This window comes from Shinella yambaruensis (assembly GCF_050859155.1).
Taxonomy (GTDB): Bacteria; Pseudomonadota; Alphaproteobacteria; order Rhizobiales; family Rhizobiaceae; genus Shinella; species Shinella yambaruensis.
Map to the genome: position 1 here is coordinate 534,011 of NZ_CP150638.1, position 13,170 is coordinate 547,180.

Genomic DNA, 13,170 nt, shown 5'->3' on the forward strand with positions numbered 1-13,170 from the left:
GGTTTAACGTTAAATCTAAATCCAACAGAGGCGTGGAGGCGCATGTCGTGGAGCGCAAGCAGAGACTGAGAAGCCAGGATTGGTTCGGCAGCGGCGGGAAGGATGGTTTCATCCATCGCAGCTCGATGAAGATGCAGGGGCTGCCCGATCATGTCTTCGATGGCCGGCCGGTCATCGGCATCTGCAACACCTGGTCGGAGTTCAATCCGTGCAATGCGGGCCTGAAGGGCCTCGCTGAGGCCGTCAAGCGCGGCATCTGGGAGGCGGGTGGCCTGCCGCTGGAATTTCCGGTCGGCTCGCTCGGGGAGGACCAGATGCGCCCGACCGCCATGCTGTTTCGCAACCTGCTCGCCATGCAGGTGGAGGAGTCGATCCGCGCCCATGGAATGGACGGTGTCGTTCTGCTCGCCGGCTGCGACAAGACCACGCCGGCCCAGTTGATGGGGGCTGCCAGCGTCGATCTGCCGACCATCATGATCTCGGCCGGGCCGGCACTCAGCGGCAATTTTCGGGGCAGGACGATCGCCTCGGGCACGGATGTCTGGAAGTTCTCCGAAGAGGTGCGGGCAGGCACGATGTCCATGAAGGACTTCGTTGCGGCTGAAAGCGGAATGAGCCGCTCCGTCGGCGTCTGCAACACTATGGGCACGGCATCGACAATGGCCTCGCTGGTCGAGGTTATGGGCGTGGCACTGCCGATGAATTCGGCCTATCCCGCGGTCGATGCGCGCCGCTTCGCGCTCGCGCATCTCACCGGCAACCGCATCGTTGCGATGGTGCGCGAGGATCTCCGGCTTTCGAAGATCCTGACAAGGGCGAGTTTCGAGAATGCGATCCTTGCGAATGCGGCGCTGGGTGGTTCGACCAACGCGATCGTCCATCTGCTTGCAATTGCTGGAAGAATTGGCGTCGACCTGAAGCTGGACGATTTCAACCTCGGCTCCGACGTGCCGCTGCTCGTCAACTGCCTTCCGTCGGGCAAGCACCTGATGGAAGAGTTCTGCAATGCCGGTGGCGTGCCGGCGGTTCTCGCGCAGATCAAGGGCATGCTGCGCGATGCGCTGACGGTGGAGGGGCGCTCGGTCGTCGAGGTCGCCGCCGAGGGCGAGTGCTTCAACGACGACGTGATCCGCGCGCTGGACAATCCGGTTCGGCCAAAAGCCGGCATCCGCGTGCTGCGGGGAAACATCGCGCCCGATGGCGCGGTCATCAAGCCTTCGGCGGCGACGGAATCTCTTCTCGTGCACGAGGGAGAGGCCTATGTGTTTTCCTCCGTCGAGGAAATGAAGACGAAGATCGACGATCCCGACCTGCCGGTCACGGCCGATACGGTGCTGGTGCTCCAGGGCTGCGGGCCGAGGGGATATCCCGGCATGGCTGAGGTCGGGAACATGCCGATCCCGGCGCGACTGGTGCGCGAAGGCGTGCGCGACATGCTGAGAATTTCCGACGCCCGCATGTCGGGCACCGCCTTCGGCGCCGTCGTCCTGCATGTCTCGCCGGAAACCTCGGTGGGCGGACCGCTCGCTCTGGTGAAGACCGGCGACCGCATCCGGATGAATGCCTATGAAGGAACGCTGGAGCTTCTGGTCTCCCAAGACGAGCTTGAGAAACGCGCGAAGGCGTGGGTGCAGCCTCGAACGGTCACCCCGCGCGGCTTTGTGAAACTCTACCAGGATCATGTGATGCAGGCCCATACGGGTGCCGACCTGGACTTTCTCGTCGGCGCCAGCGGCGACGCTGTCGTCAGGGAAGCGCATTAGCCGTACGCCCCTTTTGGCACTATTTCCGGCTTCAAGGTTTATCGTTAAAGTAAGGACCAAGCGATGCAGTTCGAAACTTACGCAAAGCAGCTCTACACCGGCGTGCTATCCGACGTGATGGACAGTCTCGGCCGGACCAGCCAGGCGATGCGGCCATTCATCCGCCCCGTCGACGATGCATCGGTCCTGATGGGCCGTGCGCGGACCGGCCTTTACGCGACCGTCTACGGCAGGCGCGACAACGACAACCCCTACGAACTCGAAATGGAGCTTGTGGACAGCCTGACGAAGGACGATGTCGCCGTGCTCGCCTGCAATGGCCCGACCGAGCGCATCGCTCCCTGGGGGGAGCTTCTGTCGACAGCGGCCAAGATGCGGGGCGCCAACGGGTGCGTGACGGATGGCCTCGTGCGCGACACCAAGCACATCAAGCACCTCCGATTTCCGGTGTTCCACGGCGGCATCGGCCCGCTCGACAGTATCGGCCGCGCAAAGATGATCGAGCATGACACGGAAATCATCTGCGCGGGTGTGACCGTCCGCTCCGGCGACATCGTCTTCGCCGACATCGATGGTGTCGTTGTCATTCCGCAGGAGATCGAGCAGCAGGTGCTCGATCTCGCCATGACCAAGGCCACGAGCGAGAACAATTCCAGGAACGAACTCCTGGAGGGCAGGCTGCTGCGCGAAGTCTACGAAAAATACGGCGTTTTGTAAGTCATCGAAAGGGGGAGCGGCCGAAAAGAGCCGAAGGCGAAGCCGTCGCCGGAAATTGCTCCCCCGCTAACCGACCAGAGAGGATTAAAAGCATGGGCAACTACCAATTTGACCGCCGAACCTTCCTGAAGAGCGCCGCGGGTCTCGGCGCTCTGGTGACACTGCCGGGCCTTGCGAAGCGGGCTTTCGCCGACCAGGGTGAGATCACCCTTCTGACGTGGGAAACCTATCAGGACGACCCGTGGATTGCCGAATACACGGAAAAAACCGGCGTGAAAATCAAGGCCGTCCGCTCCGGATCGATCGACGAGATGTTCGCGACCGTCCAATCGGGCGCCATTTCGCCCGATGTCATCTATTTCGACACGGGCACGGCCAATCGCTTCAAGAACTCGGGCCTGATCGCGCCCTTCGACGCCTCCCAGGTTCCCAACAGGTCGAACATCGCCTCGTCGATGGACTGGGAGGCGAAGGCCACGATCGACGGCACCCTCTACGCCCTGCCGTACAACTGGGGCAACCAGCCGCTGATGTACAACGCCGATGCCACCGGCGGCGAGCCGCAGAGCTGGGACGCGCTCTGGGATCCGAAATACGCCGGCAAGGTCAACCTGTTCGACGACGGCTACGTCGTCATGCAGATGATCGCGCTCAAGATCAAGGCGGCCGATCCGTTCAACCTGACGGACGAGGAGTTCGAGGCGTGCGCGGATGCGCTGCGCACCCTGCGGCCCCAGGTCAACACCATCGCCCGCGGCTTCGACGATGCCCTGACGATCTATGCGGCGGGCGACGCGGTGATCGGCTACTGCCAGAACATCTCGATCGTCAACAAGCTGAAGTCGCTCGGCAAGAACTTCGCCTATACCTTCCCGCAGGAAGGCACGCCCACCTGGCTCGACTGCGCCGTCCTGACCGAGCGGGGCCGCAGGAAGGAGGTGTACGATTTCATCAACGAGACGCTGACGCCGGCCTGGCAGGCACGCTTCATCAGCACCAACAGCAACAACGGCATTCTCAGCCCCGAGGCGGCCGCAAAGGCCGGCGTCTCGCCGGAGGCCCTGGCAAATACGAACATTCTTGACCAGATGGAGGACGGCTTCTGGAACAAGATGGTCATATCGAAACTGCCGGAGGACATCGACCGGCGTGTGGCGATGTGGAACGACTTCAAAGCCGGCACCCTGTGAGGACACGTTCGATGAGCCCAGTCAACGCTTCCGGGCCGTTCCTGCGGCTTTCAGGCCTGTCATTGTCGTTCGGTGCGTACAAGGCGCTGCACGACTTGTCCCTGGACATCGGGGAGGGGGAGTTCTTCTCCCTCCTCGGCCCCTCCGGCTGCGGCAAGACGACGACGCTACGGCTGATCGCGGGCTTCGAGGCGCCGGATCGGGGCAACATATGGCTGGCAGGCGACGACATCACGACGTTGCCGCCAAACCTGCGGGATACCAACACGGTCTTCCAGTCATACGCCCTCTTCCCGCACATGACCGTGCGGGGGAACGTTGCCTATCCGCTCCGCATGAAGGGCGTTGCGAAGGCGGAGATCGCAACCCGCGTCGATGATGCGATCGCCAAGGTCAATCTCGGCGCCTTTGCCGAGCGCCTGCCCCATGAGATGTCCGGTGGCCAGCGGCAGCGCGCCGCGCTCGCCCGGGCCATCGTCGGCCGCCCGAAGATCCTGCTGCTGGATGAGCCGCTCGGCGCGCTCGATCTCAAGCTGCGCGAGCAGATGCAGCACGTCCTCGTCGACCTGCAGAAGTCGCTCGGCATCACCTTCATCTACGTCACCCACGACCAGGGCGAGGCCCTGTCCATGTCCGACCGCATCGCCGTGATGAGCGGCGGGCTGATCCAGCAGATCGGCACGCCGGAGGAGATCTACTACAGGCCGGCCAACGCCTTCGTTGCCGACTTCATCGGAAAGTCGAACAGGATTTCCGCTTCGCCGAATCCGGGGGATGCTGCATCCTTGCGGTTCGGGCCGGTCGACATTCCCCGCAGCCGCGTGGCGGGCAGGGCGCAGCCGAGCGCCGTCGCCCTGCGCTTCGAAGCGCTCGACGTGCAGCCGGAAGGCCGTTGCGACGTGACCTTCGACGCAAGGATCGCTCGGGTCATGTTCCTCGGCAGCGTCATCGAGGTCGTCATGGAAAGCGGCGGCCAGATGCTGACGAGCCATGTTCCCTCCCGCAAGGGGCTCGCTCTCAAGGTCGGTGACACCGTGCCGGCGGGTCTCCTCTTCGACGACGTGGTGTATCTCGATGACTAGGTCCCCCGAAAAACTCGCCAAGCTGGTCTCCTCCGCCTCGCCGGGGCTGATCTACCTCTGGCTGCTGGCGCTCGTCGTCGCCCCCAACCTCGTCCTCTTCGGAACCAGCTTCTTCAAGGCGTCGGCGGGCCTGGTGACGGACGAGGTGACGTTGAGGAACTATGCGGCCGTGTTCCAGTCGAGGACCGTGCTCGTCCTCGTGATGCGGACGCTGGTCACCGCCTTCGTCGCCGCCGCGCTCGCCTCGCTCGTCGCCTATCCGCTGGCATTCTACGTCAGCCGCTACATGCGCGGGATGAAGCAGGTCGCCGTCATGCTGGTTGTCATCCCGCTCTGGATCTCGCTGCTGATGCGCGTGTTCGCCTGGCGCGTCATCCTTGGCGAGAACGGCGCGATCAACTCGCTGCTCGTCACGCTCGGCATCCTGTCCGAGCCGTCCGACGCGTTCCTCTATACGCGGTTTGCCGTCGTCCTCACGCTTGCCTACATGGCCATTCCCTATGTGTTCGTCTCCTCCTTCACGGCCCTGGAGCGTGTTCCGGAAAGCCTGCTGGAAGCAAGCCGGGATGCGGGCGCGAACCGGTTCCAGACGTTCAGGAACGTCGTCTGGCCGCTCTCCAGGCAGGGGCTTGCGATCGGCTTTTCCCTCGCCTTCCTGCTGGCCGTCGGGGATTATGTCAGTCCGTCCATGGTCGGCGGCCTCAACGGCACGATGCTCGGCATGGTCATCGCATCGCAGTTCGGCATGGCCGGGAACTGGCCGCTGGGCGCCGCGCAGGCTGTCATCCTCATGCTCGCGGTCGCCCTCATCCTCGCCGTCATCGGCTATCTCGGCCGCTCGAAGGGGATCATCCAGGCCGTGGATTCGGGCGCGGGTGCGACGCTGAAGCGCGCGGCCACGCTGCGGGGGCGTATCGGCCAGATCCTGCTGAAGCTGGCCGTCACGCTGCCCTATCTGTTCCTCTATGCGCCCCTGGTGGTCACGCTCGTCTTCTCCTTCAACGACAGCCGTGTCCAGACATTCCCGCTGACGGGTTTCACGCTCCAGTGGTATCGGGAACTGTGGACGAACACCGCCCTCATCGAGGCGTTCCAGCGCACGCTTTTCGTAGCCGTCCTGTCGACGGCGGCCGGCACGGTCATCGGCGTCGCTTTCGCTCTCATCCTCGCCTATCGTGTCCGGGCCTTCGGCAACGTGCTGCAGCTTGCCCTGGCGGTCCCCGTCGCGATACCCGGCATCGTGCTCGGGATCTCGCTGGCCATCGTGGCGCAGTTCTCGGGCCTGCCGCAGGGGCTGCCGCGGGTGATCGTCGGGCATCTGAGCTTCGTCATGCCGGTCATCATGCTGATCGTGCTGACGCGCCTGAGGGCGCTCGACCCGAGCTTCGTCGAGGCATCGCTCGATCTCGGCGCCACGCGGATGAAAACGTTGCTGCATGTCCTGCTGCCGATGATCCGCTCGGCCATCATCGGCGGCGCCATGCTCGGCTTCACGCTTTCTGTCGACGAGGTCATCGTGACTCTGTTCCTGACGGGCACCGAGCCGACGCTTCCGGTCTATGTCTGGAACCAGATGCGGTTCGGCTTCACGCCCTCCATCAACGCCATTTTCACCCTGATCGGATTGATCTCGGTCGCCTTCGTTCTCTGCGGGCTCTGGGTCATCAATCGCACCAATGCAAGGACACTGCGAGCATGAACACCACCGCCAGGAAACAAGAAGCCGATGCCGCCGAAGTGTTCGGCATCTACGAAGGGCAGGAAATCCTCGCCGTCACCATCGCCAACGGCAACGGCCTCAGGGCGAAGCTGATCACCTTCGGCGCCCGGCTGACGGAGCTATACGTTCCCGATCGTAACGGCGATCTCGCCGACGTGGTCCTCGGCTTCGACACGATCGACGAATACGCGGCGACGGACACCTATTTCGGCGCGACTTGCGGCCGGTACGGCAACCGTATCGAGGGCGGCCGGTTCGTGCTTGACGGCGTCGAGCACCACCTCAACGTCAACGAGGGCGCCAATCACCTGCATGGCGGCGTCCAGGGCTTCGATCGCAAGGTCTGGGACATCGAGACAGTCACGGCGGACAGCGTCGTCTTCAGGACGACATCCGAGGACGGCGAAATGGGCTTTCCCGGCAAGTCGAACCTGCGGGCGACCTATACACTCACAGCGGACAACACGCTGCGCATCGTCATGGAGGCCGACACGACCAAGGCGACGCTGATGAACATGGTGCACCATTCCTATTTCAACCTCGCCGGCCAGGGCTCCGGCGACGTGCTGCGCCACGACGTCAGGATATCGAGCCGCTTCTATACGCCGGTCGACGACGAGCTTCTCGCGACAGGGGAGATCCTGCGCGTCAGGGGCACGCCGTTCGATTTCACCGAATTCAAGGCCATCGGCGCCGATATAGACAGGCTGCCCTCCGTCGGTGCGACGATTTTCGAAGCTGGCGGCGGATATGACCACAACTGGTGCCTCGACGGTGGCCCGGGTCTGCGCAGGTGCATCGACGTGCACGAGCCTGTCTCCGGCCGGCGGATGACCATGCATACGACGGAGCCGGGCGTGCAGTTCTACACCGCCGGCTACCTGTCGGACAAGGTGATGGGCAAGAAGGGCAAGCGCCTGTGCAAGTATGGCGGCTTTACCCTCGAGACCCAGAAATATCCGGGCTCGCCGAACTTCTCCCACTTCCCGTCCTGCCGTCTCGATCCCGGCGAAACGTACCGGCATGAAATGGTCTTCTCCTTTGGAACGGATGCTGCGTCATGACCACGAGATATGATGTCGTCATTGTTGGCGGAGGCCATAACGGCCTCGTTGCGGCCAACTATCTCGCGCGGGCCGGAAAATCCGTTTGCGTGCTGGAGGCACGCCATGTGGTCGGAGGTGCCTGCGTCTCCGAGGAACTGGTGCCGGGCGCGACATGGTCGTCCTGCTCGTTCATCCAGGGCATGCTGCGGCAGGAGGTCATCGACGATCTCGAACTGGCAAGGTTCGGCTTGCGATCGCTCTCACCGGAAGTCCAGGGCGTCGCGCTCTGGGAAGACGGCGACCACTTCATGCTCCACCATGATGTAGACGAGACATTGAAGTCGATCGGCCGGCACTCGCCGGATGACGCGCGTCGGTTCTTCGAGTTCGGCTCGAGGCTGAAGCGGTTTGCCGATATCTCACGCGACTGGCTGCTGTCTGATCCGCCGACCCGCTCGGAAGTGTTCGGGCGCTTCGAACGTCTGGGCGAGACTGAGCTTCTCAACGAGTTCATGGTCGTGTCGGCCCAGGATCTGCTCGACCGGTATTTCGTCTCGCCCCGGCTCAAGGCCTACATGACCTTCCTTGCCATGGTCTCGACCTGGGGCGGGCCGCAGACGCCGACGACGGCGCATGTCTACGGATACCATGCCTTCGGACAGTTCGAGAACGTATTCGGGCGGTGGGGCATTCCGGTCGGCGGCATGGGCTCGATCACCGCCGCGCTCCGCAAGGGTGCGGAAGCGTTCGGGGCCGTGGTGCGCACCTCCGCGCCCGTCGCGGAAATCCTCGTGCGCGGCGGCCGGGCGGCGGGCGTTCGCCTTGTCGGTGGCGACGTTGTCAACGCCGATATCGTCATGTCGAACGCCGCGCCGACGGTCGCCCTCGGCAGGCTGGTCCCGGCCGGGGCGATGAAGGAGGAATGGCGCAGGGAAGCGCTCCGCACCGACGTGCGGGGCTCCATGGCCCGCATCCACGTGCTGCTCGATACGCTGCCGCACTATAATGGCTTCGAGCCCGGCCTCGGGCCGCAGCATCTCGGCCACACGATCCTCAACGCATCAGCCGAGAACTACGAAGCTGCGGCGGAAGCCCAGCGGCGCGGGCAGTTTCCTGATGATTTCGTCATCGAAGGCCTCATCCATTCCGCGACCGATCCCAGCGTCTGCAAGCCGGGGCAGCACACGCTGCTGCTCGGTGTCCAGCAATTGCCGTTCCATCTGGAGAAGGGCGACTGGGACGACCACAAGGAAGCCTGGACCGACCGTGTCATGGAGACCTTCTACCGGTTTGCGCCGAACCTTCGCGGTCATGTCATCGGCCGAAATACGGTGTCGCCTCTCGATCTCGAGCGTACCTACGGCCTGCCCGGCGGCAACATCTTCCAGCGTTCCATCGTGGGCCTCGAAAACCTGTTCTCGGAGCGCAAGGCGCCGGGCGGGGACGGATACCGCACGGCGGTGGAGGGCCTCTATCTCTGCGGTTCCGGTGCGCATCCGGGTGGTGGCGTGACCGGGGCTCCCGGCCACAATGCGGCCAGGCGGGTGCTCGCCGACATGTCCGGCGATCGTGCCCCGGTGCGGCGCCATACGGAACTCAGCAAGAGCCTGATGGACCGTGTCCTGGAAACGGGCGTCGGCAAGGATCTCGGTTACCAGGTCGCCCAAAGCAAGCTTCTGCGCGGCGTCACGCGCCTCTTCGCCAAATCGAAATGACAACAGGGGCGCCGAGGCGCCATCGTACCGATCAGTCAAAGGACACAAGATGAACTACGATCTCATGGAAGGGCGCGCAAGCTACCCTAGTCTCAAGGACAAGCATGTCTTCATCACCGGCGGTGCATCGGGCATCGGCAGGTCGCTTGTGGAGCATTTCGTCGATCAGGGGTCTGTCGTCACCTTCGTCGATTTGAACGACGATGCAGCGGCGGATGTGATCAAGGGCTGTGTCGCCCGCGGTGGCCGTCCGCCGGTCTACCAGTATCTCAACCTGCGCAATGTCGAGGCGCTCGAGGCCTTCATCACGAAGAGCGGGGTCGAGCGCGGGCCGATCAGCGTTCTTGTCAACAATGCGGGCAATGACGACCGTCACCAGCTTTCCGAGGTTACGTCGGAATATTTCGACGATCGCATAGCGGTGAACCTGCGGCACCAGGTGTTCGCGGCCAAGGCCGTCGTTTCGCAGATGAAAGGGTTGGGTGGCGGCTCGATCATCAATCTCTCCTCCATAACCTGGATGGAGGCGGATGGCGACGGCGTGTGCTACGTCACGGCAAAGGCCGCGGTGCACGGAATGACGCGTGCACTGGCGCGCGAGCTCGGCCCGGACAATATCCGCGTCAACTCCATCGCTCCGGGCTGGATCATGACCGAACGGCAGGTGGACCTGTGGCTCACGCCCGAGGGCGAAAAGCAGATCGATGCGCGGCAGGTTCTTCCCGGCCGGATCTATCCGCCGGAAATCGCACGCATGGCCCTGTTCCTGGCCTCCGACGACAGCCGGATGATCTCGAAGCAGTCCTTCATCGTCGATGCGGGCTGGATCTGATCCGCAGGCGCCTTGGCGGCGGCTGGCCAGGAGATGTTTGGCGTGAAGACAAGATACCGATCGATCATCTACGATTTCGATGGCGTCATCCTTGATACGGTGAGCGCCAAGGTCGATGCGTTCGCGCATGTCTACCGCGACGAGGATCCTGCGAAGATCGCCGCCATCAGGGCCTATGCCGAAGCCAATGGCGGCATGTCACGCTACGAGAAGTTCCGATACTTCGAGGGGACTGTCTTCCACCGGCCGATATCGGAGGCCCGGCTCGCCGAACTCTGCACGCAGTATCGCGCGGCCGTGGAGGCTGCCGTCGCATCGGCGCGCTTTATCGATGGCGCGCTGGAAGGGATAACGCGCCTTCATGGCATCGCGGCCCAGCATGTCGTTTCCGCCGCCCCCGAAGACGAGCTTCGGAGCGCTTTGGCCGAGCGCGGGATTTGCAACCGGTTCAAGTCGATCGGTGGTGCGCCGAAATCCAAGCTCTCCGAATTTCGCCGGATACTCGGCGAGGATGCCGTCGAGGCGGGGGAGGTTCTCGCCATCGGCGATTCCCTCATGGAATATCACGCCGCAGTGGACCTCGGCATTCCATTCCTGGCGATCGTCGCCCCCGGCGTGCCGGACAGGTTCCCGGACGGCGTTCAAAGGGAAGGCAACCTCTTGAACCTCGTCGCGCTCATCAACGGACAGGGATAACCGAATTGTCCGGCATGAAGGGGACGAGGACGAAATCATCGAGATCGGAACCGTCGCTTTCAGCGTCTACGGGGGAGGAACCGCCCGGGTCTCTGCGGCCCACCTTTGCTCACGTAGTCAAAATTTCGGCGTCGGCCGTTGCCGGCACCGGCTCCCATGGGTTAATGGAAGTTACCTCCAAGGAACCGATGGGCAATGTCATCTCCAAAGAACCCGGCAAACTCGATTGAAGTTGCGCGTCTGGCAGGTGTGTCGCAATCGGCGGTAAGCCGGGTGTTTCGACCCGGAGCCAGCGTCTCGAAAAAAATGCGCGAAAAGGTGCTCAAGGCCGCCGCCGAGCTCGGCTACAGGCCGAATGCGCTGGCGCGGGCGATGAACAGCGGCAAGTCCAGGCTGATCGCGCTTCTGGTCGCCTATCTCGACAACCAGTTCTATCCCATCGTCCTCGAACAATTGTCGCGAAAGCTCCAAAGGCATGGCTATCACGTCCTGCTCTTCATGACGGAGCCGGGAAAGCAGGACGAAGTCGTCGAGCAGATCATGCAATACCAGGTCGAGGGGATCGTCATGGTCTCGGCCACGCTGTCGTCGTCGCTGGCGCGCGAATGCGCGCGGACGGGCGTGCCGGTCGTCCTGTTCAATCGATATGTTTCGTCTTCGCCTGCCAGTTCCGTGACGTCGGACAATATGGAGGGCGGCCGGCAGATCGCGCATTTCCTGGTGGACGGCGGCCACCGGCGCATCGCCTTCATTGCCGGGGCCGAGGACTCCTCGACCAACCGGGACCGCGAGGCGGGCTTCAACAAGGGAATGGCCGAGCGCGGCGTACCGGTGTTCGCTCGCGCGGTCGGCGCCTATACGTTCGAAGGCGCGGCCGAGGCGACGCGCGCGCTCTTCAGGGGAAGCGAGCGTCCGGACGCCATTTTCGTCGCCAACGACCACATGGCCTTTTCGGTCATGGACGTGATCCGTGACGAACTGAATTTGCGGATTCCCGACGACGTGTCCATTGTTGCCTATGACGATGTTCCCGAGTCGTCCTGGAAGGGCTACAAGCTCACCACCGTGGCGCAGCCGGGAGAGGCGATGATCGATGCCACGATCGAGATCCTGCTCGCGCAGATCAACGAGGAGGTCGTCCGCCGGCGGAACGTGGTGCTGCCGAGCCGTCTCGTCGTTCGCGCCTCGGCGAAGCTTCCGGTCACATCCGCCCCCGATTGAAGTGGCTTTGCATCCGGTCGATGACATCGACCCCCATCTGCGTCAGCAGGTCGAGAATATCGAGCGGCACCCAGTTCTCGCGGATCAGGCCCTCGTGATGCAGATAGAAGTCCATCACGCGCATCGTGACGAGCCTGTCGGTGGCGCCGACGTCGAGAAAGCTTCCGCCGCTGTGATAGGCCATGACGCTTGGCCATCCGCCCGTCACGGAATAGGGCCCGTCGCCGACGCGGATGTAATGGCCGCCCTTCTTGGCGGACGCGGCCACGTCCTTCTCGGTCCACTGACCGCCGCCCTTGCGATTGGGGAAGGCCAGCCTGAAAGGCAGCTGGTGGTAATCGACGAAGCCCTGGAGCCCCCTCGTCGTACCGATCCCCGACGGCCCGTACCACATCATCTTCGGATGCCAATATTCTTTCTGCGGCATGTCGAGAAGGCCCTGCCTTCCGCGGCCGTCGAGATCGTTGTAGTCGCCGAGCGTCTTGTGCATCGCCAGCGTCTGCGCGATGCTGGCGGCGGACTGTCCGGGATCGGTCGCCGTCAGGACGATGCCGTCGCCGGTGATAGGCCCCGCCCAGTGCCCTTCGGTGCCCAGACTCGGCGCGATGGGCCAGAAGCCCGCCTGCCTGATGAGGTCGAGAATGTCCCAGAGGCAGGTGGCCTGGACGATCTTGCCGTCTTTGACCTCGTAGACCTCGCCGTAGCGCAGGAAGACGGGCCGGCCCGTGGCCGGGATCGACAGCCAATCGTGCCGGAACGTGCCGCAATAGTGGCCGACGGCAGCGACATAATCCCGCCCCTGATAGTCGCCGCCGATGAGGATCAGGTCGCGCCGCTCGAGGTCGGGGAGGGCGCGCTTGAGAGGCAGCCAGACCGTTTCGAGCGCCTGGTCGCGTCCTGTCATTTCGTTGAGGGGATGCGACATTCGCCACTGCGCATCTGCCGTCGACACCGAGGCCAGGCGGGCCGGAAGCTCTGACGCCGCCGCTTCGGCGATCTCCTGCAACGCCCGGTACAGGCTTTGCTTGTTGGCGACATGCCGGTCCGAATTCTGCATTTCCTGTCCTCCCATATCGGTGGTCGCGGCGCGGCGGCGAATGTCCTGCAAAGGGCTTAGTCGCCAAACTTGAAAATTGTTATTGACTACGTAGTCATTTTTTGCAAGCCTTTAATCATCGGGTCAGGCGC

At 63.4% G+C, this 13,170-nt stretch carries 11 protein-coding genes; 10 read left to right on the forward strand and 1 reads right to left on the reverse strand.

The annotated features are described in order from the left end of the window. Positions 1-47 precede the first annotated feature (47 nt). From WMC41_RS02590 to WMC41_RS02635, 10 genes are all read left to right on the forward strand, one after another. On the forward strand, positions 48-1,763 hold the full coding sequence (locus tag WMC41_RS02590; protein ID WP_432346935.1) for an IlvD/Edd family dehydratase: 1,716 nt from the start codon (positions 48-50) through the stop codon (positions 1,761-1,763). Positions 1,764-1,826: 63 nt separating this feature from the next. After that, the gene (locus tag WMC41_RS02595; RefSeq protein ID WP_432346936.1) at positions 1,827-2,480 is read left to right on the forward strand and encodes an RraA family protein; all 654 of its coding nucleotides are present in this window, start codon (positions 1,827-1,829) and stop codon (positions 2,478-2,480) included. Positions 2,481-2,572: 92 nt separating this feature from the next. Beyond that, positions 2,573-3,670 carry a substrate-binding domain-containing protein gene (locus tag WMC41_RS02600; protein WP_432346937.1) on the forward strand — a complete coding sequence of 366 codons (1,098 nt, stop codon included), beginning with the start codon at positions 2,573-2,575 and terminating at the stop codon, positions 3,668-3,670. 11 nt (positions 3,671-3,681) lie between these two features. Beyond that, entirely contained in the window at positions 3,682-4,752 is a 1,071-nt protein-coding gene (locus tag WMC41_RS02605; RefSeq protein WP_432346938.1) for an ABC transporter ATP-binding protein, read from the forward strand. Then, positions 4,745-6,451: an ABC transporter permease subunit gene (locus WMC41_RS02610; RefSeq protein ID WP_432346939.1), complete on the forward strand. Its 1,707-nt coding sequence runs from the start codon at positions 4,745-4,747 to the stop codon at positions 6,449-6,451. The genes WMC41_RS02605 and WMC41_RS02610 overlap by 8 nt, the downstream gene beginning before the upstream one ends. Beyond that, a complete protein-coding gene (locus tag WMC41_RS02615; RefSeq protein ID WP_272804514.1) occupies positions 6,448-7,536 on the forward strand; it encodes an aldose epimerase family protein in 1,089 nt (362 codons plus the stop codon). Before WMC41_RS02610 ends, WMC41_RS02615 begins: the two co-directional genes overlap by 4 nt. Further along, on the forward strand, positions 7,533-9,233 hold the full coding sequence (locus WMC41_RS02620; RefSeq protein ID WP_432346940.1) for a phytoene desaturase family protein: 1,701 nt from the start codon (positions 7,533-7,535) through the stop codon (positions 9,231-9,233). The genes WMC41_RS02615 and WMC41_RS02620 overlap by 4 nt, the downstream gene beginning before the upstream one ends. Positions 9,234-9,282: 49 nt before the next feature. After that, entirely contained in the window at positions 9,283-10,065 is a 783-nt protein-coding gene (locus tag WMC41_RS02625; RefSeq protein ID WP_244768040.1) for an SDR family NAD(P)-dependent oxidoreductase, read from the forward strand. A 42-nt stretch (positions 10,066-10,107) separates the two neighbouring features. Continuing rightward, complete coding sequence (locus tag WMC41_RS02630; RefSeq protein WP_432346941.1) at positions 10,108-10,761, forward strand: HAD family hydrolase; 654 nt, start codon at positions 10,108-10,110, stop codon at positions 10,759-10,761. 195 nt (positions 10,762-10,956) lie between these two features. After that, positions 10,957-11,982, forward strand: coding sequence for a LacI family DNA-binding transcriptional regulator (locus tag WMC41_RS02635; RefSeq protein ID WP_288083136.1), 1,026 nt, complete (start codon positions 10,957-10,959; stop codon positions 11,980-11,982). Here WMC41_RS02635 and WMC41_RS02640 read toward each other — a convergent pair. Continuing rightward, positions 11,963-13,039, reverse strand: coding sequence for an ester cyclase (locus WMC41_RS02640; protein WP_432346942.1), 1,077 nt, complete (start codon positions 13,037-13,039; stop codon positions 11,963-11,965). The genes WMC41_RS02635 and WMC41_RS02640 overlap by 20 nt on opposite strands. Positions 13,040-13,170: the final 131 nt, after the last annotated feature.